The sequence below is a fragment of the Shimia sediminis genome, from assembly GCF_003990645.1.
Taxonomy (GTDB): domain Bacteria; phylum Pseudomonadota; class Alphaproteobacteria; order Rhodobacterales; family Rhodobacteraceae; genus Shimia; species Shimia sediminis.
Genome location: NZ_RYZK01000002.1, coordinates 185,031 through 209,483, shown reverse-complemented (window position 1 = coordinate 209,483; position 24,453 = coordinate 185,031). Strand labels below are relative to the sequence as shown.

24 protein-coding genes are annotated in these 24,453 nt (G+C 59.7%); 7 read left to right on the top strand and 17 right to left on the bottom strand.

What is annotated here, in order from left to right:
- Positions 1 to 61: 61 nt before the first annotated feature.
- Both EK369_RS05545 and EK369_RS05540 read left to right on the top strand, forming a co-directional pair.
- Positions 62 to 754: a GntR family transcriptional regulator gene (locus EK369_RS05545; protein WP_127112705.1), complete on the top strand. Its 693-nt coding sequence runs from the start codon at positions 62 to 64 to the stop codon at positions 752 to 754.
- Complete coding sequence (locus EK369_RS05540; protein ID WP_127112704.1) at positions 739 to 1,683, top strand: sugar kinase; 945 nt, start codon at positions 739 to 741, stop codon at positions 1,681 to 1,683. The genes EK369_RS05545 and EK369_RS05540 overlap by 16 nt, the downstream gene beginning before the upstream one ends.
- Before the next feature lie 305 nt (positions 1,684 to 1,988).
- On the opposite strand, the gene EK369_RS05535 is transcribed toward EK369_RS05540, so the two are convergent.
- Entirely contained in the window at positions 1,989 to 3,140 is a 1,152-nt protein-coding gene (locus EK369_RS05535) for an LTA synthase family protein (protein ID WP_127112703.1), read from the bottom strand.
- A gap of 111 nt (positions 3,141 to 3,251) precedes the next feature.
- On the bottom strand, positions 3,252 to 4,655 hold the full coding sequence (locus EK369_RS05530) for an MORN repeat-containing protein (protein WP_127112702.1): 1,404 nt from the start codon (positions 4,653 to 4,655) through the stop codon (positions 3,252 to 3,254).
- Positions 4,656 to 4,812: 157 nt separating this feature from the next.
- On the opposite strand from EK369_RS05530, the gene EK369_RS05525 reads away from it, so the two are divergent.
- The 3 genes from EK369_RS05525 (at position 4,813) to EK369_RS05515 (ending at position 9,886) form a co-directional block, all read left to right on the top strand.
- Positions 4,813 to 6,471, top strand: a complete 1,659-nt coding sequence (locus tag EK369_RS05525; protein WP_127112701.1) for an NAD+ synthase — start codon at positions 4,813 to 4,815, stop codon at positions 6,469 to 6,471.
- A gap of 78 nt (positions 6,472 to 6,549) precedes the next feature.
- A complete protein-coding gene (locus EK369_RS05520; protein WP_127112700.1) occupies positions 6,550 to 8,847 on the top strand; it encodes a xanthine dehydrogenase family protein molybdopterin-binding subunit in 2,298 nt (765 codons plus the stop codon).
- Positions 8,825 to 9,886, top strand: a complete 1,062-nt coding sequence (locus EK369_RS05515) for a T6SS phospholipase effector Tle1-like catalytic domain-containing protein (RefSeq protein ID WP_127112699.1) — start codon at positions 8,825 to 8,827, stop codon at positions 9,884 to 9,886. Before EK369_RS05520 ends, EK369_RS05515 begins: the two co-directional genes overlap by 23 nt.
- Before the next feature lie 150 nt (positions 9,887 to 10,036).
- On the opposite strand, the gene EK369_RS05510 is transcribed toward EK369_RS05515, so the two are convergent.
- The 9 genes from EK369_RS05510 to EK369_RS05470 form a co-directional block, all read right to left on the bottom strand.
- Positions 10,037 to 10,711: a nitroreductase gene (locus EK369_RS05510; protein WP_127112698.1), complete on the bottom strand. Its 675-nt coding sequence runs from the start codon at positions 10,709 to 10,711 to the stop codon at positions 10,037 to 10,039.
- A gap of 4 nt (positions 10,712 to 10,715) precedes the next feature.
- Entirely contained in the window at positions 10,716 to 11,825 is a 1,110-nt protein-coding gene (locus tag EK369_RS05505) for a TFIIB-type zinc finger domain-containing protein (RefSeq protein WP_127112697.1), read from the bottom strand.
- Between the two features lie 45 nt (positions 11,826 to 11,870).
- Positions 11,871 to 12,404 carry a cytochrome b gene (locus tag EK369_RS05500; protein WP_127112696.1) on the bottom strand — a complete coding sequence of 178 codons (534 nt, stop codon included), beginning with the start codon at positions 12,402 to 12,404 and terminating at the stop codon, positions 11,871 to 11,873.
- Positions 12,401 to 12,805, bottom strand: a complete 405-nt coding sequence (locus EK369_RS05495; RefSeq protein ID WP_127112695.1) for a Rid family hydrolase — start codon at positions 12,803 to 12,805, stop codon at positions 12,401 to 12,403. Before EK369_RS05495 ends, EK369_RS05500 begins: the two co-directional genes overlap by 4 nt.
- A 3-nt stretch (positions 12,806 to 12,808) precedes the next feature.
- The gene (locus tag EK369_RS05490) at positions 12,809 to 13,930 is read right to left on the bottom strand and encodes an SPFH domain-containing protein (RefSeq protein WP_127112694.1); all 1,122 of its coding nucleotides are present in this window, start codon (positions 13,928 to 13,930) and stop codon (positions 12,809 to 12,811) included.
- Between the two features lie 22 nt (positions 13,931 to 13,952).
- Positions 13,953 to 14,873: a DUF2927 domain-containing protein gene (locus tag EK369_RS05485; RefSeq protein WP_127112693.1), complete on the bottom strand. Its 921-nt coding sequence runs from the start codon at positions 14,871 to 14,873 to the stop codon at positions 13,953 to 13,955.
- Between the two features lie 6 nt (positions 14,874 to 14,879).
- A complete protein-coding gene (locus EK369_RS05480; RefSeq protein WP_127112692.1) occupies positions 14,880 to 16,079 on the bottom strand; it encodes a toxic anion resistance protein in 1,200 nt (399 codons plus the stop codon).
- 17 nt (positions 16,080 to 16,096) lie between these two features.
- Positions 16,097 to 16,972: a 5-bromo-4-chloroindolyl phosphate hydrolysis family protein gene (locus EK369_RS05475; protein ID WP_127112691.1), complete on the bottom strand. Its 876-nt coding sequence runs from the start codon at positions 16,970 to 16,972 to the stop codon at positions 16,097 to 16,099.
- A 256-nt stretch (positions 16,973 to 17,228) separates the two neighbouring features.
- On the bottom strand, positions 17,229 to 18,011 hold the full coding sequence (locus tag EK369_RS05470; RefSeq protein WP_127112690.1) for a pseudouridine synthase: 783 nt from the start codon (positions 18,009 to 18,011) through the stop codon (positions 17,229 to 17,231).
- A gap of 62 nt (positions 18,012 to 18,073) precedes the next feature.
- Between EK369_RS05470 and EK369_RS05465 the strand changes: the two genes are divergently transcribed.
- Positions 18,074 to 18,526 carry a nucleoside deaminase gene (locus EK369_RS05465; protein ID WP_127112689.1) on the top strand — a complete coding sequence of 151 codons (453 nt, stop codon included), beginning with the start codon at positions 18,074 to 18,076 and terminating at the stop codon, positions 18,524 to 18,526.
- A gap of 69 nt (positions 18,527 to 18,595) precedes the next feature.
- Here EK369_RS05465 and EK369_RS05460 read toward each other — a convergent pair whose 3' ends face one another.
- The 5 genes from EK369_RS05460 to EK369_RS05440 are packed head-to-tail and all read right to left on the bottom strand — an operon-like array spanning position 18,596 to position 23,152.
- On the bottom strand, positions 18,596 to 19,555 hold the full coding sequence (locus EK369_RS05460) for an adenylate/guanylate cyclase domain-containing protein (protein WP_127112688.1): 960 nt from the start codon (positions 19,553 to 19,555) through the stop codon (positions 18,596 to 18,598).
- A complete protein-coding gene (locus tag EK369_RS05455) occupies positions 19,552 to 20,517 on the bottom strand; it encodes a nuclear transport factor 2 family protein (protein WP_164726886.1) in 966 nt (321 codons plus the stop codon). The genes EK369_RS05460 and EK369_RS05455 overlap by 4 nt, the downstream gene beginning before the upstream one ends.
- Positions 20,514 to 21,488: an adenylate/guanylate cyclase domain-containing protein gene (locus EK369_RS05450; RefSeq protein ID WP_127112686.1), complete on the bottom strand. Its 975-nt coding sequence runs from the start codon at positions 21,486 to 21,488 to the stop codon at positions 20,514 to 20,516. Before EK369_RS05450 ends, EK369_RS05455 begins: the two co-directional genes overlap by 4 nt.
- On the bottom strand, positions 21,485 to 22,456 hold the full coding sequence (locus EK369_RS05445; protein ID WP_127112685.1) for a nuclear transport factor 2 family protein: 972 nt from the start codon (positions 22,454 to 22,456) through the stop codon (positions 21,485 to 21,487). The genes EK369_RS05450 and EK369_RS05445 overlap by 4 nt, the downstream gene beginning before the upstream one ends.
- A 3-nt stretch (positions 22,457 to 22,459) precedes the next feature.
- The gene (locus EK369_RS05440) at positions 22,460 to 23,152 is read right to left on the bottom strand and encodes a metal-dependent hydrolase (RefSeq protein WP_127112684.1); all 693 of its coding nucleotides are present in this window, start codon (positions 23,150 to 23,152) and stop codon (positions 22,460 to 22,462) included.
- 59 nt (positions 23,153 to 23,211) lie between these two features.
- Between EK369_RS05440 and EK369_RS05435 the strand changes: the two genes are divergently transcribed.
- The gene (locus tag EK369_RS05435) at positions 23,212 to 23,889 is read left to right on the top strand and encodes a ceramidase domain-containing protein (protein ID WP_127112683.1); all 678 of its coding nucleotides are present in this window, start codon (positions 23,212 to 23,214) and stop codon (positions 23,887 to 23,889) included.
- Here the strand turns inward: EK369_RS05435 and EK369_RS05430 are convergent.
- Positions 23,886 to 24,290 carry a hypothetical protein gene (locus tag EK369_RS05430; protein WP_127112682.1) on the bottom strand — a complete coding sequence of 135 codons (405 nt, stop codon included), beginning with the start codon at positions 24,288 to 24,290 and terminating at the stop codon, positions 23,886 to 23,888. The genes EK369_RS05435 and EK369_RS05430 overlap by 4 nt on opposite strands.
- Between the last annotated feature and the right edge of the window lie 163 nt (positions 24,291 to 24,453).

Here is a 24,453-nt window from a genome sequence, read left to right as displayed (position 1 = left end):
GTTGCAGGACGACTAATATGTTAGTGGGATTGATTCGTCAACGATTAAGGAGCGGAGCCCCATGGCGCTAAAAACGGCAGTTAAAAACATGCAACCCGTCGCAAGGGTAACCGTTACAGAGCAAGTGTTTGAGACCTTGTACTCGAAAGTTCTCACGCTCGATCTTCCGCCAGCAACCAAAATTTCGGAGGCTGAAGTTTCGAAACAGCTCGGTGTGTCACGCCAGTCCGTTCGGGATGCGTTCTATCGTCTGTCCACGCTCGGTTTTCTTATCATCAAACCCCAAAGTGCGACTGTCGTTAGTCGGATTTCGGCGCGTGATGTTTTTGAGGCGCGCTACATACGTACAGCCATTGAAGTTGAAAATATTCGCAACGCTTGCATGTCGTTGACCAACGATCACATCAGTGCGTTAGAAGAACAGATCGAAGAGCAAAAGAAGGCTATCCGCGAAGACCAAAAAGAGCGTTTTCATCAACTGGATAATCAGTTTCACCGCGACATATGCGTCTTTGCGGGCCTTTCATTCACTTGGAAAAGCATCCAGGAAAAGAAAGCACATACCGACCGGGTGCGTTATTTGTCCCTAGCTTTTTCATCACAGACCGCACTGGAAGGTCATGTCGAATTACTTGCCTCGCTTCGAGACCGCAATCCTGAACGCGCTGAGAACGCCATGAGAGATCACCTTTCGCAAATTGAAAGTGCGATCGCGCAGCTGCGCGAAGAAAACCACGAATGGTTCGAAGACTGATGCCGAAAAAACGATTTCTGGCTCTTGGTGAATGCATGATCGAGATATCGCAAAACCCGGGAACAAAAGGCATTTCGCGAAGCTTCGCGGGTGACACATTCAACACTGCTTGGTATGCGGCGCGTGAATTCCGGGAAGACTGGGTGGTAAATTACTTCACAGCAGTCGGTGTGGACAGAATTTCGGCTGACTTTCTTGGCTTTGCTCACGATTCCGGCCTGGACTTGTCTGATGTAATCAAACGAACTGACCGCACGCTCGGCCTATATATGATCCATCTCGACCAAGGTGAGCGCAGCTTCACCTATTGGAGAGACAACAGTGCCGCCAAAACGTTTGCGTCCTCAAGTAAATTGCTGACAAACGTCATGGAGCGAGCGGATGTAATCTACTTCTCCGGTATCAGTGTTGCCATAATTGACGACAGCGGACGGCGAAACCTGCACAATGCACTCACGGAAGCCCGTGCAAAGGGAAAAACCATAGTTTTCGACCCGAACCTTCGCCCAAAGCTGTGGTCCAACAGCGGAGAAATGCGATCATCAACAACGATGTTTGCGCAATGCTCAGACGTAATAATGCCCTCATTTGAAGATGAGCAGATGCACTTTGGGGATACCGATACTGCTGCAACTGCTTACCGCTACAGCAAACTTGGAGCACAATTAGTCGTCGTAAAAAACGGAGACAAGGAAATCCTTCTCCGCCGCGGTTCTGAATTGTGCCGGTTCAGCCCGCCAAAAGTTTCAGAACCGGTTGACACAACAGCCGCCGGTGACAGTTTTAATGCGGGGTTCTTGTCTGCCTATTTGGCGGGCTCGCGGCTCGACGATGCTGTGAGAACCGGATGTGAGCTTGCAGCGCAGGTCATCTGCAACCAGGGCGCTCTGATTGAACTAGGATCTGAACCCAACTCCCTGTGTTGTTGACAATGGGCAATCGTGATTCACCTGCTCAAAACAGGTGTGACGTGGCGAGATTTGACTTGAGCGATGAGGAATGGGCCGCGACGCAGCCCTATGTACCGCAACAGGGGCGTGGCCCAAAGCGAAAGGATGACCGAACCACCCTGAATGCATTTTCTACATCTTGCGAACAGGAGCGCCCTAGCGGGATTTGCCTTCCCGCTATGGTCCTCACACGACCATCTACAACCGCTACGCCCGTCAAGGATCGAGACCACCAGTGCACAAACTCATGACAGCAAGGTATTCGGCGCGTTTATGTGCGGACATCAAATGAAAATGATAGAATTGCCGCGATTTGTTTGGGGGGGCAATAGTTTTACTTTTGCTAGAACGCTTCGGTCGTCATTCAGATCAAAGTCGCTGGACATCGTTCCATCAAAAAATGTTTTGATTTCAGAGCTGTAGGCCGTTCTTAGCTCGAAGAAATTCGAATGGTCACCTGAAAGAATTGACGTCAGTTCATAGTCAAGAGCGGACAACACCTCCATGAGGCCAAGGGAATGCACATTCATATTGTCCCACGCCTGAGATTTGACCAATCCTGTCAATCCGCAGTTTGACGCTGAGCAAACTGAAAAGGCATGATCATATTTCCGCAACAATCCCTGTGCCGCCTGACGTGAGAGAAATGGAGTTGTGCTTTTTTCAGGGTCATAAACTCCCATCTGGTCTGGCCGCAGGGCGTCAACTGTTATGAGGACAACCGGCAGCTCTCGGGCGGTCTTAAAGAGCAGTTGGTTTCGGTATCTTTCTTCCTTCTGTCGCTGCGCATCGCTCAGAATGTCGGAGATACCAAAAGGTACGTGGTCGCCGGTACTGCTTTTACTAAACCACTTGGTAACTTCTTCTCCCTGCCACCACCGGTTGGGGATCAACATAATGAGAACAAGGCAAGTGACCGTGGTCATTCCCGAGAGTCTGACGCTCAAGTTTGGTTCCCGGGACGAAGAAACAAAACGCCCAACACGAGGCCAAAGCCGCCACATGGCCAAAAAAACTGTGGACCAGCCAGCAATAATTGCGGCAGCAATAAGCGCCACTTTTGCCGCTTGGTGGGGATCCACAACATAAGGTACTACCATCCAGACATTGACTGGGACACCGGCGAACTTTGTCATCCCTAAGGAAAACAGATTGAACATGAGTTCCGTTGACAACAAAGAAACCACTGCAATCCTGGAGAACTTTTCTGCGCGGTCCCTGCCAAGTGCCTTGGTCCGATGCAGCCACAGAGGTGCGCATGCGAGGCCGCAAGCTGCCAGTAGCACGAGCATGTGGCAAACAAACCCAAGCCGACTCCAACCAAAGAAATATCTGCCGATCAAAAAAGCCCCAATTGAAAAGAGCCCCAAAAACAGCAGGGTAACACCAAAGAATGAATGTGTTTTCTCGCACTCTGCTTTTAGGTGATGGGGCATGTTTTCAATTAGTTGGTGCGGCACCGCTTAAGTGTCGACCACAAGACGTTTCTAATGAGAGATCGGGATGAGGTCGGTGGCGCTTGTCGGGAGTTTTCGGTTGTCGTAAGGTCAACCGTCTGACGCCAGCGCCCCGTTTTGCCATTCGCCTGTGGCCTCTTGCCCGGTGGCATAGCGCATGGTGCCCTCGCCCTGGCGTTTGCCGGCTTTGAACATGCCTTCGTAGATGTCGCCGTTGGTGTAGGTGGCCACGCCTTTGCCGCTGATTTCTCCGGCTTGCCATTCGCCTGCATAGCGGAAGCCATCGGGCATCACGATTTCGCCGATGCCTTCGCGCTGGCCGTGGGCAAACTGTCCTTCGTAGACGGTGCCGTCGGGATATGTCGCGGTGCCCATTCCGTGACGCTGGCCCTCGACCCAGTCGCCTTCGTAGCGATAGCCGTCTTCGTAGGTCATGATGCCGCGACCGTGGTTCTTGGCGTTGGCGAACTCACCCTCGTAGACCAGCCCGTTGGCATAGAGGGCCTTGCCAGAGCCATCGATGACGCCTTCGACCCAGGCGCCCTCGTATGAGGAGCCGTCCGGATAGGTGATTTTGCCGATGCCATCGGCGAGATCGTTGCGGAACTGACCCACATAGACCGAGCCATCGGGATAAGTCACGGTGCCGTCGCCTTCGATCCGGCCAGCCACCCAGCTGCCGATGTATTCATAGCCGTCTGAGCCTATAAAGGTGCCCTGACCGTGGCGTTTGTCGGCCTCAAAGCTGCCGTTGTAGGTGTCGCCATTGGCATAGGCCACCTGACCGGTGCCCTGACGCTGGCCGCCTGCCAGCTCGCCTTGGTAGACGTCGCCGTTGGGTTGGGTCAGTTTGCCTGTGCCTTCGATCTGGCCCACGCTCCACAAACCTTCGTAGATCAGGCCGTCCGGCATGGTCAGGGTGCCCTGGCCGTCACGCTCGCCCGCGACGATCTGGCCGACGTAGGTGGCGCCATCGGGATAGGTGATTTCGCCCATGCCCTCTTTGACGCCATTGACCCAGTCGCCGCTGTAGACATAGCCGCCGGGGCTGGTCATCACGCCTTTGCCGTTGTGCATGGCGTTGAGGAAGCTGCCTTCGAACCGCACGCCGTTGGCATAGACCGCGACGCCCTGGCCGGTGATCTTGCCATCCGCCCATTCGCCCTCATAGGTGCCGCCATCGGTAAAGGTGATCTTGCCGATGCCTTCGGGCTTGCCCTTGGCAAAGTCGCCCTCGTAGACCGAGCCATTGGGAAAGCGCGCCATGCCCTTGCCCTTGATCTCGCCGTCCATCCAGTCGCCGGTGTATTCATAGCCATTGGGCAACCGGTAGGTGCCCGTGCCATGCTGCAAGCCACCCTTGAAGGTGCCTTCATAGACGCCGCCATCGTCATATTGCTTGGTCAGGACCTCGCCTTCCTGGGCCATCGCGGGCGCCGCGAAAGCTCCGGTTGCCAGGATACATGCCAATGTGAATGCCCGAGTTCTGCTCATCTTGTTCTATCCCCAAGGGTCGACCCCTGCCGCTGCCACGGCTTTTGCAAAATCCTAAAGCAGGGCCGCGCGGCAGGCAACGTCTTTTGGGCGTTTGACCTTTTCCTCGCGTGCACATCTGCTAAATCTTCGTGCGAAGACGTGACAGGAGGCTGACATGGCCGAGCGATTCAAACTGACCATGGCCCAGGCGAACCCGACGATGGGCGATCTGGAAGGCAATGCGGCCAAGGCGCGGGCGGCCTGGGAAGAGGGCAAGGCGGCGGGTTCCGACCTGGTGGCGCTGCCCGAGATGTTCATCACCGGATACAACGCGCAGGATTTGATTCTGAAGCCGGCATTTCATCTGGCGGCGATGGCGCGTGTGGAAAAGCTGGCCGAGGAATGTGCCGATGGTCCTGCATTGGCGATTGGAGGGCCGCTGTTTGAGGATGGCAAGCTTTACAACGCCTATTTCGTCTGTCGCGGTGGCAAGATCGTGCATCGTCAGCGCAAGCACCATCTGCCGAACTACACGGTGTTTGACGAAGAGCGTCTGTTTGAGCACGGGCCCCTGGGTGGTCCCTATGACGTGAACGGGGTGCGGGTTGGCTCGCCGATTTGCGAGGACGCCTGGTTTGAGGATGTCTGCGAGACGCTTGAGGAAACTGGGGCGGAGATTTTGGTCGTGCCGAACGGCTCGCCCTATTACCGGGACAAGTTCGACCGTCGCATGAACCATATGGTTGCCCGCGTGATCGAGACCGGGTTGCCGCTGGTTTACATCAACATGGTGGGTGGTCAGGACGATCAGGTGTTTGACGGTGGGTCGTTTGTGCTGAACCCCGGCGGAGAGCTGGCGGTGCAGCTGCCGGTCTTTGACGAGATGACTGTGCATGTAGACTTTGAACGCACTGCAGATGGCTGGCGGGCCGAGCATGGACAGAAGGCTGTGTTGCCTGCCGGTGAGGAACAGGATTACCGCGTCAGCGTCGAAGCGTTGCGCGATTACATGGGCAAGACCGGGTTCAAGAAGGTGCTCTTGGGACTGTCCGGCGGCATCGACTCGGCACTGGTGGCGACGATTGCGGTGGATGCGCTGGGCGCAGAGAATGTGCGCTGTGTAATGTTGCCGTCCGAGTATACCTCGCAAGGGTCTCTGGATGACGCCAAGGACATCGCCGAGCGGTTGGGTGTGCGATATGATTACGTGCCGATCGCCGAAGGGCGGCAGGCGATCACCAACACGCTGGCGCAGCTGTTTGAGGGCACGGAACCGGGGTTGACCGAGGAGAATATCCAGAGCCGCCTGCGGGGGCTGTTGTTGATGGCGATGTCGAACAAGTTCGGCGAGATGCTGCTGACCACCGGCAACAAGTCCGAGGTCGCAGTGGGCTATGCCACGATCTATGGCGACATGGCGGGCGGCTATAACCCGATCAAGGACATGTACAAGATCCGGGTGTTTGAAACCTCGCGCTGGCGGAATTCGGTGCATCGCGACTGGATGATGGGGCCGGAGGGCGAGGTCATTCCGCCGTCCATCATCGACAAACCGCCCTCTGCCGAATTACGTCCGGACCAGAAGGATGAAGACAGTCTGCCGCCTTATGAGGTGCTGGACGGCATCCTGTACATGCTGGTGGATGAGGATAAATCGGTCGCGGATTGTGTGGCGGCTGGGTACGACCGTGAAACGGTGAAGCGGGTCGAGCATCTGATTTACATTTCGGAATACAAACGGTTCCAGTCCGCCCCCGGCGCGCGCCTGTCGAAAAAGGCGTTCTGGATGGACCGTCGCTATCCAATCGTGAACAGGTTCCGCGACGAAAGTTGAAAATGACGTCCCGAAGGGTTGGACTGTCCAGCCCCTGCGCCTAACTTTGGATGACAGACGAGGCGCGAGGGACGATCCATGGAAAAGTTTGGCAAGAGCCAATCCGTTACGCGGGTTGAAGACCTGCGTTTTCTGAAAGGTGAGGGGCGGTATGTCGATGACATTGCCCCCAAGGATGCGCTGCATGGAGTGTTTCTGCGCTCGCCGGTTGGCCATGCAAGGATCACCGAGCTGGATGTCAGCGACGCACGCGAGGCGGACGGGGTGCACGCGGTTCTGACCATTGAGGATCTCGAGGCGGCAGGCATGAACACCGCGATGTTCTCGGTCACGGTGGATAATCTGGATGGGCCAAAAGGTGCGCAGCCTAACCGCCCGATGCTGGCACGCGAAAAGCTGCGATTTGTCGGGGAACCTGTGGCGCTGGTTGTGGCGGAAACACTGGACCAGGCGCGCGATGCGGTTGAGATGATCCTGCTCGATTATGATGATCTGCCTGCGAAACTGGATCGGGACGCGGGCGGAGAGGCCCTGCATGCAGACGTGCCCGACAACCGCGCCTTTGACTGGGGCATGGGCGATGAGGCCGCTGTCGCAGCGATCTTTGACAGCGCGGCCCATGTAGTGTCGCTGGACGTGGACGACAACCGTGTCATCGTGAACCCGCTGGAGCCGCGTGGCTGTTATGCCGAGTGGGACGACGGGCGTTTGCATTTGGCCGTGAATGCGCAAGGCGTCTGGGTGCCGAAAAACCAGCTGGTGGCGGCCTTTAAGTTGGCTCCTGAGCAGGTGCGCGTCACCAACCCCGACGTTGGCGGTGGATTTGGTATGAAGGGCATGGTGCATCCCGAGATGTTTTCGGTGGCGCAAGCTGCGCGCCTGTTGGGGCGTCCGGTGCGCTGGATGTCGGAGCGAACCGAAGCGATGCTGGGCGACAATGGCGCGCGTGATCTGATTTCCGTGGCTGAAATGGCCTTGGACAAAGACCACAAGGTGCTGGCCTATCGGGTGCATTCGAAATCGAACCTCGGGGCCTATAACTCGCAGTTTGGTCAGATGATCCAGACCCGCCTGTTCAGTCGCGTCTTACCGGGGGTCTATGACCTGCAGGATACGTGGCTGCGGGTTGAGGGGATCTACACAAACACCGCCCCGGTCGACGCCTATCGCGGGGCCGGGCGCCCTGAGGCGATCTATGTGCTTGAGCGGCTGATGGACCGCGCTGCGCGCGAGTTGGGTGTTGATCCGTGGGACCTGCGGCGGAAAAACTTCATCAAGCCCGAGGCCTTTCCCTATGCTGCCGCGACGGGCGAGACCTATGATGTCGGGGATTTTCCGCGCGTGCTGGCGGCAGTGGGCACGGTGGCGGATCGCGCCGGGTTCGAGGCGCGCAAATCTGCCAGTGCCGCAGCGGGTAAACTGCGCGGGCAGGGTCTGTGTTACTATATCGAAAGTATTTTGGGGGACCCTTCGGAAGGCGCGAAAGTTGAGTTTAACGAGGATGGCACCGTGTCGATTTATGTGGGCACGCAAAGCAATGGTCAGGGGCATGAGACGGTTTATGCCCAGTTCCTGTCGGACCAGACGGGTATTCCGGCCGATCTGATAAAGGTGGTGCAGGGCGACAGTGACCGCATTGCCCAAGGGGGCGGGACTGGCGGGTCACGCTCGGTCACCACGCAGAACAGCGCGACCTTGGCCACTGTGGATGTGATGATGGCGGCGTTCCGGCCCTATCTGGCAGAGAAGCTGGGGGTCGAAGAGGATGCGATCAGCTTTGACGACGAACGCTTCCGCGCGGATGGGTCTAATGAGACGCCGTCTGTTCTGGATGTGGCCGAGATGGCTCGGGCGGATGGGCGCGCGGACCTGTTGCAGCACGAGGCGCGGATGACTTTGCCGGGCCGGTCCTTCCCGAATGGTGCACATGTTTGTGAGGTCGAAGTGGACCCGGACACCGGGCAGGTCACGGTGGATCGTTACTCGGTGGTGGATGATTTTGGCAATCTTATCAACCCGATGCTGGCCGAGGGGCAGGTTCATGGCGGGATTGCGCAAGGGATCGGTCAGGCACTGATGGAGCATGTCGGGTATGATGAGGATGGCCAGTTGCTCACGGCAACGTTTATGGACTATGCGATGCCAAGGGCCTCGGATGTGCCTATGTATGTGTTTGACACGGAACCGGTGCCTTCGACCACAAACATCATGGGCATGAAGGGTTGCGGCGAGGCCGGGACAGTTGGCGCAATGGCGGCAACGGCAAACGCAGTGCAGGATGCGCTGTGGGAACGGGGGGTGCGGCAGGCGGATATGCCATTCACACCACTCAGAGTTTGGGAAATGATACAGGATGGATCTGTCAGGTCTCAGTAAACGGATTTTTCGGTGGCTAGGTCGCCCGCTTCGGACTGACCACACCAAGACGCGCGGGCGCGGGCCTCAGATCCATGTGATTATCCTCGACGGGACCATGTCTTCGCTCGAACCGGGGGAAGAGACCAATGCCGGTCTGACCTATCGCCTGCTGCAGGAGATGAACGGGCAGGTGACCGTGTATTACGAGGCGGGCGTGCAGTGGAACAACTGGCGCTCGACATTGGATGTGATGATGGGGCGGGGCCTGAATCGTCAAATCCGCAGGGCCTATGGGTTCCTGGCATCGCGCTATCGCCCCGGCGACCGTATTTTCCTGATGGGCTATTCACGCGGGGCCTTTGCGGTGCGCTCCTTGGCAGGGGTCATTGACCGTGTCGGGTTGCTCCGGGCGTCCTGTGCCACGGAACGCAATGTGCGGCAGATTTATCGGCTGTACGAGGCCAACCCGGATGGGGATGCGGCCCGGGCCTTTGCGGCTGAACACTGCTACCCCGAGACCGAGATCGAGATGATCGGTGTCTGGGATACGGTCAAGGCGCTGGGCCTGCGTTTGCCGCTGTTGTGGCGGTTGACCGAGGAACGTCACGCGTTTCACAACCATCATCTGGGGCCATCGATCAAACACGGCTTTCACGCTTTGGCGCTGAACGAGACGCGCGAGGTGTTTGAGCCGGTGTTATGGGAATGTCCCGAAGGATGGGGCGGGCGGGCGCAGCAGGTCTGGTTCCGTGGTGCCCATGGGGATATCGGCGGGCAATTGGGTGGGGTCGAAGCCGCCCGTCCGCTGGCCAATATCCCGCTGGTCTGGATGTTGGAAAAGGCAGAAGGGTGCGGGCTACCGCTGCCCGAGGGCTGGCAGGATCGGTTTGAGATCGACGCCGAAGCGCCCTCGGTGGGGACCTGGAACAGTTGGGGCAAGATGTTCCTGTTCCGCAAGGCCCGCGCCGTGGGGCGGGATGTCTCAGAGAGCCTTCATGAAACGGCCCGTGGCCATGTGGACGCGGACCTTGCGCAGGATCTGACCTGGGCTGATTGATGGTGTCCAACTGGGGGCAAGCAAGGTATGTACCTGCGCGCGCAAGCCGTTTCGAAACGGCTTGTTCAAGTGCCTTTGAAGGCACTTGGCGACGCAAATGTGAGTTTGCGTTTTCAAAGGGTTTCGAAACCCTTTGCGCGAAAGAGGTGTCTAACCCTCGTGCCAGATCACCATTTCGTCCAGTGCGGCACGGTCGGTGCGAAACTTGTTGGCCGGGTGGTCGGGGTCTTCGTAGCCAAAAGAGATCGCTGCCAGCACCAGTTGATCACCGGGGATGTCAAAATGCGCCCGGACCTGATCGGAGTAATAGGCCAGTGCGGCTTGTGGAATGGTTGCGATGCCCTGTGCCTGCGCGCTGAGGCAGAACGAGGTGATGAACCCGCCACAGTCAAGCGCCCCGTAAGCGCCGAGCTCTGCCGCCGAGGTGATCATCGCCACATGTGGTGCGCCAAAGAACGCGTAATTCTCGCGCATCTGGGCCGTGCGCGCGGGCCGGTCACCCCGTCCGATCCCAACCGCATCATAAAGCTGCATGCCACAGGTCTGGCGTCGTTCCTTGCGCGCGCCGCTATAGCCTGAGGGTCCGCCAAAGTCAGTGTTGGGCGCGCCGGTGTCGAAAGCGTCCAACATGGCCGTGCGAAAGGCTTCCGTTGCGGCGCCATTGGTCACATGCACCTGCCAGGGCTGGGCGTTGCACCACGAGGGCACGCGGCCCGCATCGGTCAGGATGGTTTCGATGACATTCCGTGGCACCGGATCGGATTTGAAGGCGCGGCAGGAGTGGCGGTCGGCCAGCAGGCCTTGCAAGCTTGAATGTGGGGTCATGTCTCTATTGATTTTGGGCAATGAGGAAGCCGATGATGCCTGCAGCAGTCAGCCCAAGCAAGACGGCAAAGGTGATTTTCCAGGCCGACCAGGGGCGTTCGCCCTGAACCTTGCCCGATTGGCCGTTGACCACAAAGCGATAGGTCTTGCCGCGGTACTTATAGGCGGCGAGCCAGACCGGCAGCAGGATATGCTTGAAAGTCACGTCGCTGACTTTGGTCGACATCTGGTGGATCTGCTGGCGATCTCCGCCGATGTCGAAACGAATGTCGCGTTCGATGATGCCATCCATGATGTGGCGGGCTTCATCGTAGCCTTCGTCCAGCTGAACCGTGTAGCCCTCGGCGGCGAACCCGGCGAGGAACTCGGGGGAATAGGGACGCAGGTGGCTCAGGTCCCACGGGGTGAGCGCGTCGGTGTAGCGTTTTGGCAGCGCACGTGAGGCCAGCACCAGCACATCGTCAAAGAACCGCGCTACCCGGCCCGAAACCGGCGTCCAGCGGATCTTCTGCACCTGTCGTTGCTGGCGTTTGCCGTCGACCATCACGGTTTCCGTGACGAAGTAGATCGTGCCGCGCTGGCCGGTGTATTTGGTTTTGGTGTCGGCATCATAGGTCCAATAGGGCACGTAGATACCGTTCATCTTGCGTCCCTTGCGGGCGTATTCCTTGAGCCCGTTGGGCGCGAACCACAGGCGCCCGAGCCATTGAGTCATTTCCTTGTGGGCCTGTCGCTCGCTCAACGCAAAGGGCAAGACCGCGCGGGGTTTGATATGGCGGTGCGTGCCCGTGTCGGCCACAACCGGCGTGGCGCAGAAGGGGCATTCGGTCGAATGTGCTGCGGCGTCAAAGGCGACCTCGGCGGCACAGTTGGGGCATTGGGTGACGCGGGTCTCTTCGATTTCCTGCGCGGGCAGCTGGTCGTTCAGGGCTTTGCGGAAATCGAGTTCGCGGATTGTGGGTGTGTCGTTTTCCTCCATCGCGGTCACGTGGCCGCAATGGTCGCAGGTCAGCGTGCCGTTGCCCGGATCGAAGCGGTAGTCCGCCCCGCATTGCTGGCAGGGAAAGCGGTGCGTTTGCTCGGGGGACGGGGGCGGTGGCGGGGTTTGGGACATGAGATTATAAGCCTCCGGCGGGAGTATTTTTAGCAAGATGAAGGCTCAGAGGTATTTGTGCAATGCCTTGGGCGCCATGATGCGCAGCGCGTTGTCCTTGAGCATGAGATGCCGCCAGAGGTGAAAGAGCACATGGGCGACGATGACAAAGAGAAGTGCGTTGAAGACAACCTCGTGGATTTCCTCGGCGAGGTTGTGCAGGCCTTTGCCGCCAAAGCCGGGGTTGATGGGCAGGGTGCCAAAGGCCCGTATCACGAAAGGGGCCGCAAGCCCGGAGAAGGCGCCGGTGGCGACCATCAGCGGAACGCCGAGTTGCAGGGCCTTGTGGGACAGGGTGTGAAAGCGTTTGCCCCAGCCGGGTAGCTTTGGGCCGGGCCGCCCGGCAAGTCCCTTGCGCAGAAACATGAAGAGCCAGATGGCGGTGACAAGTCCCAGTACGATCCCCATGCCCGCATGGGTAGATAGGGCCTCGGCCTTGTTGGTCTGACCGCGGGTCTCTTCAGGTTCGACAAGATAAAAATAAAGGATCAGCCCGGCGCTCAGCCAGTGGAGCCATTTGATGAAGGTGCGTTTGGTCATGGCTTTGTCGTTGTGTTTGGGGCGTGGGCGACGATACGAAACTCGATCCGGGCGCCGGGGCGGCGCAGGCGAGCAACTTCGACGGCGGTCCACGCCGGGAGGGGTTCGGACAACACAGCGCGCAGGACTGCGTCCACCGCGGCAAAGTCAGTTTCTATATCGGTGTGGTAGCTGGTCAGGTCCACCACGGCGTTTGCGTCGAGATCTGCGGCCTTGAGAACCTCAACGACCTTTGCCAGCGCGTTATGGCATTGCTCGGACACGCTGTCTGGCATCGTGCCATCGGGCGCGCCACCGGTTGCTCCGGTGAGAAACAGAAAATCCCCGGCGCGCACGGCCGGAGAAAACCCGGTTGCGTCCACCGCGTCGCGCAGGCTGTCCGGAGACACCACGTCGCGCATGTTTCAGGTCCCCGGAGGTGGTGGCGGCAGGATGGTGAAGAGCTGTGCCAGTTCAGAGACGTCTTCGGCGCGTTTCCAGCCGTCTTGGCCTGCGGTCCAGACATAGGTTTCGCGGGTCAGTTCGCCGGCGGTGGCCATGCGGCCCATGGCGGCTTTGGAGAAGGGGCCTTTGGTCTCGCCGTTTACAGCGGTGTGCCAGACATGTTCGACCGGCGGCGGAGGCGGAGGGGCGGCGGCTGCTTGTGGGGCAGGGGCGGCAGCGGGGCGTGCGCCCCATGGGCCGCTCATCTGCTGGGCCATTGCTAGGCCCATTCCGGCACCCATACCTGTGGCCATGCCACCCCCGGCAGGGTTTTGTGCGGCGGCGGTCATGGCTTCGGCGGCGGAGAACTGGGTGTATTTGCCCAGATCGCCAACGATGCCCATGGAGGTGCGCTTGTCCATCGCTTCCTCGACAGCGGGGGGCAGCGAGATGTTTTCGATATAAAGCTCCGGCATCGAGAGCCCGTATTCGGCCAGCGTGCCCGAAATCTCTGCCGCGACCAGCTTGCCGAGGTCAGCGGTGTTGGCGGCCATGTCCAGAACCGGAATGCCCGAACCCGCGATCACACGCGAGAATTCCTGTACGATGATGTTGCGGATCTGGAAGCTGATCTCGTCCATGGTGAATTCACCATCGGTGCCGACGATCTCGGTCAGGAAGCGGGCGGGGTCTACCACGCGGATCGAATAGGTGCCAAAGGCGCGCAGGCGCACCGGGCCGAATTCAGGATCGCGGGCAATAATGGGATTCTTGGTGCCCCACTTCAGATCGTTGAACCGGGTGGTGTTGACGTAGTAGATTTCCGATTTGAACGGTGACTTGAAGCCGTGATCCCAGTGGTTCAGCGTCGTCAGGATCGGCATGTTGTTGGTCTCGAGCATATAGAGACCCGGGGTGAAGACGTCCGCCAGCTGGCCCTCGTGCACAAACACCGCAGCTTGTCCCTCGCGGACGGTCAGCTTGGCGCCGTACTTGATCTCATGCCCCTCGCGTTCAAAGCGCCAGACCATGGTGTCGCGGGTGTCGTCCACCCAATGAATGACGTCGATGAATTCACCGGTCAGAAAGTCAAAAATACCCATGGGATCAGGTCTCCTTTTGGGGTCAATACAGGCGTCCCGCTTTTTCGCGGGCCATGAGATGGATGACGGGGCGGGCCTCATCAAGGGTCATGCCAACGGCCAGTCGGGGGTCGTAGAGCATCGACAAAAGCGCCTCGTCATGGGTTGTCAGCAGAGCAAACTCGTCATCGTCGTTAAAGATCGAGGGGCGCGCATCGGGGCTGTCGTTGGCCAGACCCAACCCTTGGGCGATTTCCTCGTGAAAGCACGACTTGCGCAAGAGATCCGGGTGTTCGGCGCGTACAAGGGCGACGGCCTGACGATACGAATTGTCATTGTCAGTGTCAGAGAACGCCGCCACCAGGCAATGAATGTCGCGCGGTGGGTTGGTGAACAGGCGGATCGTCGAATTGTTGGCTCCGGGGATGATCTGGCGCAGGCGGGATTCAAGCTGGGCCGAGTCGTCCTTGCCCATCACAAGAACGTGGAAATTGGTGCGGCTGCGTGTCATCGAGATCGGGTGATCCGTCAGCCCGCCGAGGCGGGTCACAAAGCCGCCGACATCAGACTCGTCCTTGCTGCGCTGGGTGCCCGGTACGGATTTGCCAAATTCCAGCGAGAGGCGCACAGGGCCGGTCCAGCGCCTCAGTTGTCCTGCACCACCAGAAGATTTGCGCAGGCCCTGACCGCGTGCGTATTCGTCATAAAAGGCGATTTGTTCAAAGTTTCGCGCCAGCATGTCGGGCGTATAGGGGGTATCCGGCCCGCCGCCGTCTGTCCGCAGAAGGCCACGGGCCAGAAGGTCTCGCTGCACCTCGGCGTAGTAGGTTTTCAGCGCGGCGCTCTCGCCGGATGGCGGTGGTGCGGTGACCGGTGCGGTGGTGCCCCGCCCCGGAGACAGCCCGTCACAGGCCGCGAGTGCAACCAGGGACAGACCGAACAAGGGCGCGCGGAGTTTTTGCAACTTGGATCAGGCCCCGCCGGTTGAGGTGGCAACGGTGTCGCCGAGGCCGGTTGCCTTGGCTTTGGCCGCAGCCAGCGTGTCGCGCAGATCGGCCTCCATCTGTTTCAGATCAGCTTCGGCAGCGGCGCGTTTGGCTTTGCCGTCGTCCGCGATCTGCAAGCTTTCCTCGATGGTGCCGATCAGGTTGGCATTGGCCGCTTTGACCGCCTCGATGTCGAAGACGCCGCGTTCCATTTCCTCGCGGATCATCTTGTTGGACTGACGCAGGTTCTCGGCGTTTGATGTGAGCAGTTCGTTAGTCAGGTCGTTGGCATCACGCACGGCGGCGGCGGCTTCGGCGCTGCGCTGGATGGTGACGGCCTGTGCCAGTTGGGTTTCCCAGAGCGGCACGGTGTTGACCAGCGTCGAGTTGATCTTGGTGACCAGCGACTTGTCGTTCTCTTGCACCAGGCGAATTGAGGGCAGCGATTGCATGGTGACCTGACGGGTGAGTTTCAGGTCATGCACGCGGCGTTCGAGATCATCGCGGGCGGCGCGCAGGTCGCGCAGTTCCTGCGCCTTCATGACCTGATCTTTCTCGTCCGCGGCCTGAACTTCGGCTTCTTTCGCGGGGATGTCCTTGGCGTCCATCTCGGCGATCTTGGCTTCGCCTGCGGCGATGTAGAGCGCCAGTTCGTCGTAAAAACCCAACGTCTTGTCATAAAGCTTGTCGAGCGATTTGATATCCTTGAGCAGGGTGTGTTCGTGGCTCAGGAGGTTGTCGGTGATCTTGTCGATCTGATCCTGAACCTCCTCGTAGCGGGCAGTGAACTTGGCGAAAGGCGCGGCGCGGCCCAAGAGTTTTTCCCAGAACGAGCGTTCGCGACGCACATCGAGTTCCGAGATCGAAAAGCCCCGGATCGTGGTCACGATGTTGCGCAAGCTGTCACCGGCAGGGCCGACATCCTTGTTGCGCACATCCGCCAGCATGGCCTGAGAGATTTCCTGCAATTCCGCCTGCGCGGCAGACCCAAAATTCACGATGGATCCGGTGTCGGTCATGTCCAGCTCGGCCATGCGTTTGGTAATCTCGGCGCTCAGTGGTTCATCGGCTTCGGCCAGTGGCACAATGGCGGTTGCCTCGGTCGGTTCGGGCAGAACCACCGCAGTGACTTCATCCACTTCGGCCAGAACGGCCTCGGCCTGTTGACGTACTTTGTCAGACATAAAACTTCCCCCTTGGGTTACCCGGCGTCGTGGCGGACGCTCTCGCGCTGCAACCTTTCGCGCAACACTTCGATTTCGATTGTCAGATCGCTCTTGTCATCCAGCAAGAGCTTTTCAGTGCGGGCGGCGAAATTCTGCTCCAGATCATTAAGCAGTGCCTCGTAATCCGCCTTGGCCTGGCCATCACGGCGACGTTCATAGATGTCGGCGAACTTGACCGTCGCGTCGCGTGCGCCCAGCAAATAGACGCTGAGATACTTGCGCGCGGCAGAGAGATCGCGCGGGTCATTTTCCACCGTGCGGAACAGGCGGCGGGCGGTGGTCTGGAACTGCACCACGCGGCCCTCGAGCGCGCGGTCACCGCAGCGTTTGATGGCGTCGCTCATGGCGGTCAGGTGGTTCTCGGCTTGGTCCACGGCGCGGGCCACGCGGTCGGTTTGGTGCAGGTCAACGCCCTCGAGCCCTTTGTTTTTCATCGGATCAAGCCCAAAGGCCAGCCCGTGCAGGAGTGCCCCGGCCACGGCATAGACCGCTGGGGCCGCAATGCCACCTGAGGCGGCCCAGCCCGCAATGGCAAGACCAAGCCCCGTCAGGAGCGAGCCAGTCATCTTGCGTGGGAAAGCCGGGCGGCGGGCCACTGTGCGGGCCTCGTAAGCCTCTTCGGCCAAGAGCCCTTCGCGGGTCATCCAGGCGGCCAGCAACAACGCGCCAAGCGCCACGAGGTTCAGCACCATCTGGGTCGGACCACTGCCAAAGGCATGCCAGATCAGGGGCAGGGGCAAGAGGAACAGGAGATTTACACGTATGCCAACCTTGGACCGTTTTGCGCCCTGAAAGCTGCCTGTGGGTTCCTGTGCATCGGGACTGAATTTTCCGCCATAGCGCTGCGCCATCACACACCTCCTGCGATAGAGACGTAGAGCATCAATATGACAAGCAGAACATAAGCCAGTTTCTGCAAACCGGTTCCGGACATGGGGTTCAATCTCTCCTAAGTCTGCCGGAAACTTAAGAAGTTTCGCCTGATGTTGCTAGGGGGAAGATCGCAGGGTTTGTGTCAGGGACGGCGTACTCCCGCCCATCGGCACGGGCCTTGCGGCCCACGCCTCTGGTTGGGCGTGGCCTCGCTGCGCTCGGTGGGGCGAGTGGTTAGCGGCGGCGTTTGCGCTGGGGGGTTTTGCGTTTTTCAGGCGGTGTGGCGCCGTCGAGGCCCAATTGGTCGCGCACCACGCGGCGACGCACTTCTTCCACCGCGCCGGGTTTTAACTGCCCCAGTTGGAAGGGGCCATAAGACACGCGGATCAGACGGTTCACGGTCAGGCCCACGGCCTCCATCGCGCGGCGGATTTCGCGATTGCGGCCCTCGCGGATGCCCACGGTCACCCAGGCGTTGGCGCCCTGTTGGCGGTCGAGGGTGACCTCCATCGGTTGAAACCTTTCGCCTTCGATCGTGACACCCTTACGCAAGGGGGCAAAGGTGTCGTCCTGGGGTCGACCGTTCACACGCACGCGGTACTTGCGCAGCCAGCCGGTCGAGGGCAGTTCGAGTTTGCGTTTGACGCCGCCGTCATTGGTCAGCAGCAACAGCCCTTCGGAGTTGAGGTCAAGCCGTCCGATGGTCATCACCCGGGGCAGGTCCTCGGGCAGGTGGTCAAAGATCGTCTCGCGACCCTTTTCGTCCTTGTTGGTGGTCACCAGCCCGGCGGGCTTGTGGTAGAGCCAGATGCGCTCGGCCTCGGGTTCGGCCAGTGGTTTGCCGTCAACGGTGATGCGATCCTTGCCCGTCACGTTCAGCGCTGGGCTGTTGATTTTATTACCGTTTACGGTAACGCGACCGGCTTCGATCATGCGTTCGGCCTCGCGGCGGCTGGCGATGCCGGCGCGGGCGAGGACTTTGGCGATGCGGTCGCCGGTGGGGGTTTCCTGGCTCATGAGGGCTACCTATCGCGGATTGAGGGATTGCGAAAGGGGGCGTCTGAAGGCTAGGCAGGGGCATGGTGTTCACGAGCTTCATGGAACAGGCCTTGGACGAGGCGCGTTTGGCGGCCGAGCGCGGCGAGGTGCCCGTGGGCGCGGTGATCGTGTCGCCGGAGGGCGCGGTCGTGGCGCGGGCCGGGAACCGGACGCGGGAGTTGAACGATCCAACGGCGCACGCGGAAATCCTAGCGATTCGAATGGCTTGTGAGGCGCTGGGCAGTGAGCGGCTGCCAGATCATGACCTATATGTAACGCTGGAACCCTGCCCGATGTGCGCCAGTGCGATCAGTCAGACGCGGATTGCGCGGGTCTATTATGGGGCGGCTGATCCGAAGTCAGGAGGCGTCGCGCAGGGGCCGCGGGTGTTCAGCCATCCGCAGTCGCACTACGTGCCAGAGGTCTATGACGGGATCGCAGCGGCCGAATCCGAGGCGTTGTTGAAGGCGTTTTTTGCCGACAAAAGACGCTGAAAATCGGGGTCTGTATCACGTCGGTATCGTGTCGGTATTACGTCGGTATTTTTTACGGCTTCTTCGCCGTTACCACTTCAACAGATGCACCACATGGTGGCCTTCCAACCCTTTCAGCCGCAAGGCTGCGCGGTCGGAGAAGGCATAGGCGGGGTCGGTGCCGACCATAAGTTTGGCGGCGTCCGAGACGCGGATTTCGCCTGCTTGAGCGGTCTCGGTGATGCGGGCAGCTTTGTTGACGACGGTGCCGAAGAAATCCCCATCAGCGGCGATGACGTCGCCCGTGTGGATACCGGCGCGGATGCTGAGGCGGGGTTCTGCCGTTTTGGCTGCGAGCAGGCGTTGCAGCTCCATAGCGGCGGTCATGGCGGCGCTGGCAGAGGGGAAGCTGGACATGGTGCCGTCACCGAGGCTTTTGACCAGCGTACCGCTGTGTCTGGTGATGCTTGTGGAGACATCCTCGAGGTGTTCGTGCACGATCGCCGCCCATTGGCGGTCGCCGAGGGCTTCGGCGAGAGCGGTAGAATTGACGATGTCGGTGAACAGGAGCGTCGCGTTGCCGGTCTGGCCGATGTCGTGGGGTTCGTTTTCCAGCGCTTCGAGCAGGTTGGTGATGGCGGAATGTTCGTAGCCGAGGACTTCGATATTCGAGATGGCGACGGAGTTGTGGATGAGCTGGACCTTCCAGAAGCCTTTCTCCATCACAAAGTTCAGTGAGAGGTGCATTTCGATTTCGGTGCCGTTGGTTGGCAGAACCACGGTTCCCGTCCATAGCGCCCATCCTGTGTCTCCGTTCTCATAGGCCGTCACCTCGTGGTTCACCGATTTGGGATTCGGAAACTCGTTGACGTGATCGGCGTAGGAGTCGCGCAGAAAGTCGCCCTGCCAGACCTCGCCATAGGCGCTGCCGCAGAACACGAGCGGGTCTTCGGCGGAGAGGAAGTTCACGACCGTGTCGCCCTCGGCCGACAGCATGGCCGTGGCGAAACGTTGGGCGAGGGCCTCGAGTTCGGGGGAGCGGCGGGTCATGGACGGGACCTTAGCCGGTAAAGTAAGTGATCTCCCGCAAGGCCTTTCAGGGGTATGGTTATGGGGTCTTCAAAGATGACCTCTTCGACGGGGCCGGCCATCAGCCGGGTGGCATCCGACACGCGGGTTTCTCCGGGTTGGGCGCTGGCGGCGATGCGGGCGGCTTTGTTCACCACGGTGCCGAAGTAGTCGTCATCCGAGGCGATGACTTCGCCGGTGTGGATGCCGATGCGGATCGACAACGGCGGTTCGGTCTGCTGGTTGCGGGTTATGTCTTGCAGGGCAAGTGCCGCTGACATGGCGGCGCGGGCCGAGGGAAAAGCGGACATGGTGCCGTCACCAAGCGATTTCACCATGTGCCCACCGTGCTCGTTGATGATGGTCTCCGTGGCTTTCAGGTGATCGGCGAGGACGCCGAGCCAGAGGCGGTCTCCGACTGCAGCCGCAAGGGCGGTGGAGTTGGCGATGTCAGTGAACATGATGGACGATAGGCCCTCGAAGCCGATCGAGAGTTGTTCGTCTTCGGCGGCGGCCAGCAGGTCGCGGAACGCGCGATGTTCGATGCCCATCTTGTCGAGGTTCGAGGTCGGGTTGGAGATGTGGTGCTGGATCACTTTCCAGCTACCGCGTTCTATTATGAAGACAAAACTGATCCGGTGTTTGCCGGAGACGCCAGTGTCGGCAAAGCGATAGGTGGTCTGGCGAAAGGCCCAGCCGGTTTCGCCATTCTCCCAGGCTTCGATTTCGACGTCTTCCTCGGTGAAGTCCGGCACTTCGGCCAGATGCGCAGAGATGCCGTCGCGCAGGGTTTGTCCGTGCCAGTTCTCGCCTTCGGCGGTGCCGACGTAGAGCACGGCGTCGGAGGAGGAGAAATAATGGGAAATATCTGCGACGTCATGCATCCGGATCGTGTCACTCATGCGGCGAACAATGGCTTCGATTTCGGGAGAGGGTTTGATCATTCCTGCCATTCCAGTCGGTATAAGAGTTGGTCGCCGTCGAATCCCCTGAGTGGGACCGAAACCGGATTGGCAAAGCGCATGTCCGATGCGTCCGCGACCATCTCGCGGGTGGTGTCGGACACGTGGATTTCGTTGACTGCCGCGTTGGCGGTGATGCGCGCGGCCTTGTTCACGACGGTGCCAAAGAAATCGTCTTCGGTCTGCACCACATCGCCGGTGTGGATGCCGATACGCAGGCCGATGTCGGGGCCATCAGAGGTGGTGGTTTCTCGCAGGATGGATTGTGCCGCTTGCAGGGACTGGGCCGGGGTGGGGAAGCTGGACATGGTGCCGTCGCCAAGGGACTTCACGAACTGGCCGCCATGGTTCTCGATGATGTCGCGCAAGGCGGCAAAATGGCGGGTCATTTCCGAGGACCACAGGCGGTCACCCAGTATCGAAGAAAGGCGTGAAGAATTCACGATGTCGGTGAACATGACCGAGGCAAACCCCGCCCGCTGGTTCAGGGCAAACCCCTGACGGGCGGCGGCGACGAGATCGGCGATGGCGGTTTGGGCGGTCCCCACGAAATCTATGTTCGGCAGCGGAACCGAACCATGGCGGTGCACAATCTTCCAGGCCCCGTCTTCGAGGGCAAAAATCAGGGTCGTGCGTACGTTGAAGATTTCCTCTGGTTGGGGAACAAATGAGAGGTCGTGCACCAGGCAGGCCCAGCCTGTTTCCCCGTTTTCGAATGCCTCGGCAAAGGTTTCTACATGGGTGGCAATCTCGGGGATGTCGCCAAAGAAATCGCCAATGCCTTGGCGTACAGCCTCACCGGCCCACAGCTCACCCTCGCCAGTGCCAACAAGGCGCAGGTGGTCTCCCTTGGTCAACAGGTTGCGCAGGTCCTTTGGGCGCCGGTTCGGGATGGCGTCGATCCAGCGGCGCGCCACGGCGAGAATTTCAGGTGAGGGTTTGATGCCGCTCATGTGCGCCACTCCAGCCGGTGGATCAGGTGTTCCCCTTCGAGGCCCTTGAGTGGGACAGAGGCGGTATCGGTAAAGGCGAAGTCTTTGTTGCCGCCGACCATGACGCGGGTGGCTTCAGAGACGCGGATGTCTCCTGGGGCTGCGGCGGCGGCGACCCGGGCGGCCTTGTTGACCACCGTGCCAAAGAAATCGTCATCCGTCTGGACCACGTCCCCGGTGTGGATGCCGACGCGAAGGCGCAGGTTGGGTTCATGGCCGAGCATGGCGTTTTCGCGTTGGATCAGGATGGCGGCGCGCAGTGCGGCGCGGACCGAGGGAAAGGCCGACAGGGTGCCGTCGCCCAGAGATTTGACCAGTGATCCGCCGGTCTCTTCGATCAGGCGGCTGACGAGAGCCAGGTGGCTGCGCACGACATCGCTCCACTTGGTATCCCCAAGGGTTTCGGCCAGGGACGAGCTGTCGGCAATGTCGGTGAACATGACCGAGGCGATGCCGGTTTGGGCAAGGCCCGAAGGGGCGGCCATGGCGGCTTCGAGCAGGTCTTCGAAGCCACGCGATTCATAGCCCAAAGCCTGCATGTTCGAGACCGGGTTCGAATTGTGCACATGCACGATGCGCCACACACCCTGTTCCAGATGCAGCACAAAGGTCGAGCGAAAGGTGATCTCTTTGCCATTGTCCAGCGAGACACGCTCTCCGAACCATTCAACCCATCCCAGATCGCCGCATTCAAAGCCGCGGAAATCGTCGCGGTCCCACGAAAAGTTGGGGATATCGTCCATATAGGTTGCCATGCCCCGGCGCAGGGTGTCGCCGCGCCAGACCTCGTCGTGTGACGAGCCGATGTATCCCAGCGAAGCATCGTCAGAGAACAGGTTGACCACGGCATCCTTATCGCCCGAGGCATAAGAGCGGAGCCACCGGCGGACGATGGCCCCAAGTTCGGGCGAGGGCGTAATCTGGGTCACGCCCTACACCTCGATGGCCTGCATCACCTGTGGTTCGATCACCTCGACACCGGGCAGGCCAGCACGCAGATCCTCGGCTGACTGCTCAAGAATCGGGAAGGTGCCGTAATGGCAGGGGATCACCGTCTTGAAGTTGAAATAACGCTTGGCGGCATAGGCTGCGCCCTTCATGTCCATGGTGAAATGGCCACCCGCTGACAGAATGCCGACATCGGGTTTGTAATAATCCCCCATCCAGTCCATGTCGGCCATGATGTCGGTGTCGCCCGAGATATAGATTGTCTTGCCCTCGGCGCGCAGCATGTAGCCAACCTCGGTGCCCGAGGCCTTGGGGCCCTCGTCCGTGCCGAAACAGGAACTGTGCGAGGCGGGGACCATCGACAGGCTCACGCCACCCAAATCGACCGTGCCACCTTTGTTAAAGCCGATGGTCTCGATGTGCTCATGCTCGGCCCAATAGCCCATGAGGTCGTATTGTCCAACGACCGGGATCGAGAGTTTGCGCGCCAGTGGCAGCATGTCGGCCACGTGGTCAAAATGCGCGTGGGTCAGGATCAGGTGGGTGCCGCCCGCAATCGCCGCCGCGTGCTGATCTTCGGGCAGGACCGGGTTGCCGGTCAGCCAGGGGTCGATCAGCAGAACCTTGTCTGCGACCTCAATGCGAAATGATCCGTGACCAAGCCATATGATTTTCATGGATTACCTCCTATCTGTTGATGACAGGTTAGCACCATAAAGCCATGAGGGAAGAGCGGATGGACTGGACACAGGCGATTGACAGCTATTGTGAGCGCACCGGGCCGGAGTATTGGTCCGAGCCAGTGAATGCCGTGACCAATGCCGCCTTTCTGATCGCCGCCCTGATTATGTGGCGCCGCACCGAGGCTACAGCCGCACCCATTACGCGCGTTCTGATTGTGATCCTCGCGCTGATCGGCCTCGGCAGCTTCCTGTTTCACACCCATGGTCAGGTCTGGTCGGCCATCGCTGATACCGCACCAATCGCGCTCTATGTGCTGACCTATATCTACGCGGCCAACCGGTACTATTGGCGCCTGTCACTCTGGCCTGCGCTGGGTCTGACGGCGTTGTTCTTTCCTTATGCGGCGGCCACGGTGCCGTTGTTCCAGATGGTGCCCGGTCTCGGATCTTCCGCGGGCTATGCGCCGGTGCCTCTCTTGATCTTTATCTATGCCATCCTGTTGCGCCATCGTCTGCCAGAGGTGGCGCGCGGACTGGCCATAGGGGCGACGATCCTGTGCGTTTCAATCCTGTTCCGCAGCCTCGATATGCATATCTGTGGGCAGCTCCCGCTCGGCACGCATTTCCTTTGGCATATCCTCAATGCCATCATGCTGGGTTGGATGATCGAGGTATTGCATCGGCATCTGAGCGCATCGCACCGCTCAGGATCGTATCAAGCGGATGACTAGCTGCCCATCTCGAATACGCAGTATCCCAAGCCCTGTCCAACCGACATGTTGTTGCCAAGGTTGGTCAAAGACAACGACCGCGGGCCGGTCAGAGCTTTGGCAGCCGCGCGGACGGTGGCATCTGGTGTCATGGTGAAAGATACCCCATCCAGCCCGGGAGCCGTCCGGCTGGACCCGTAGGGGTGTGAGACGTAGATCCGTTCGGTGCTGCCAGCGCCCGCCGCCCGCGCGGCCCATGCGGCATCGCACCAGATGAATGTGAAATCGGTTCCCAGCTTGTCGACCACTTCGAATCCCTGACCATCGGGCAAAGGGTTTACCGGGTTCAAGAAATACACCTCTGCATCTGCACGCCCCGCCGCCAGTACCAAGGCCAAGCTTATCACTCTCAATATCGGCATTGTTTACTCCTGATCTTGTCTTTTGAAATGATACGCCCGGGTCAGGCGGCCGGATCAAAACTTTTCTCAAAACCTATCCTTCGTGGCTTCATCTTTTCAAAAAAACTTTGAGGTGTGGGGGGGAACCCCGTGAACACTGCGCCATCCGCTTGCACCACATTCA

Coding starts and splice junctions, on each gene's coding strand:
- EK369_RS05545 (WP_127112705.1), top strand. CDS start 62: ATGGCGCTAAAAACGGCAGTTAAAAACATGCAACCCGTCGCAAGGGTA.
- EK369_RS05540 (WP_127112704.1), top strand. CDS start 739: ATGGTTCGAAGACTGATGCCGAAAAAACGATTTCTGGCTCTTGGTGAA.
- EK369_RS05535 (WP_127112703.1), bottom strand. CDS start 3,140: ATGCCCCATCACCTAAAAGCAGAGTGCGAGAAAACACATTCATTCTTT.
- EK369_RS05530 (WP_127112702.1), bottom strand. CDS start 4,655: ATGAGCAGAACTCGGGCATTCACATTGGCATGTATCCTGGCAACCGGA.
- EK369_RS05525 (WP_127112701.1), top strand. CDS start 4,813: ATGGCCGAGCGATTCAAACTGACCATGGCCCAGGCGAACCCGACGATG.
- EK369_RS05520 (WP_127112700.1), top strand. CDS start 6,550: ATGGAAAAGTTTGGCAAGAGCCAATCCGTTACGCGGGTTGAAGACCTG.
- EK369_RS05515 (WP_127112699.1), top strand. CDS start 8,825: ATGGATCTGTCAGGTCTCAGTAAACGGATTTTTCGGTGGCTAGGTCGC.
- EK369_RS05510 (WP_127112698.1), bottom strand. CDS start 10,711: ATGACCCCACATTCAAGCTTGCAAGGCCTGCTGGCCGACCGCCACTCC.
- EK369_RS05505 (WP_127112697.1), bottom strand. CDS start 11,825: ATGTCCCAAACCCCGCCACCGCCCCCGTCCCCCGAGCAAACGCACCGC.
- EK369_RS05500 (WP_127112696.1), bottom strand. CDS start 12,404: ATGACCAAACGCACCTTCATCAAATGGCTCCACTGGCTGAGCGCCGGG.
- EK369_RS05495 (WP_127112695.1), bottom strand. CDS start 12,805: ATGCGCGACGTGGTGTCTCCGGACAGCCTGCGCGACGCGGTGGACGCA.
- EK369_RS05490 (WP_127112694.1), bottom strand. CDS start 13,930: ATGGGTATTTTTGACTTTCTGACCGGTGAATTCATCGACGTCATTCAT.
- EK369_RS05480 (WP_127112692.1), bottom strand. CDS start 16,079: ATGTCTGACAAAGTACGTCAACAGGCCGAGGCCGTTCTGGCCGAAGTG.
- EK369_RS05475 (WP_127112691.1), bottom strand. CDS start 16,972: ATGGCGCAGCGCTATGGCGGAAAATTCAGTCCCGATGCACAGGAACCC.
- EK369_RS05470 (WP_127112690.1), bottom strand. CDS start 18,011: ATGAGCCAGGAAACCCCCACCGGCGACCGCATCGCCAAAGTCCTCGCC.
- EK369_RS05465 (WP_127112689.1), top strand. CDS start 18,074: ATGGTGTTCACGAGCTTCATGGAACAGGCCTTGGACGAGGCGCGTTTG.
- EK369_RS05460 (WP_127112688.1), bottom strand. CDS start 19,555: ATGACCCGCCGCTCCCCCGAACTCGAGGCCCTCGCCCAACGTTTCGCC.
- EK369_RS05455 (WP_164726886.1), bottom strand. CDS start 20,517: ATGATCAAACCCTCTCCCGAAATCGAAGCCATTGTTCGCCGCATGAGT.
- EK369_RS05450 (WP_127112686.1), bottom strand. CDS start 21,488: ATGAGCGGCATCAAACCCTCACCTGAAATTCTCGCCGTGGCGCGCCGC.
- EK369_RS05440 (WP_127112684.1), bottom strand. CDS start 23,152: ATGAAAATCATATGGCTTGGTCACGGATCATTTCGCATTGAGGTCGCA.
- EK369_RS05435 (WP_127112683.1), top strand. CDS start 23,212: ATGGACTGGACACAGGCGATTGACAGCTATTGTGAGCGCACCGGGCCG.
- EK369_RS05430 (WP_127112682.1), bottom strand. CDS start 24,290: ATGCCGATATTGAGAGTGATAAGCTTGGCCTTGGTACTGGCGGCGGGG.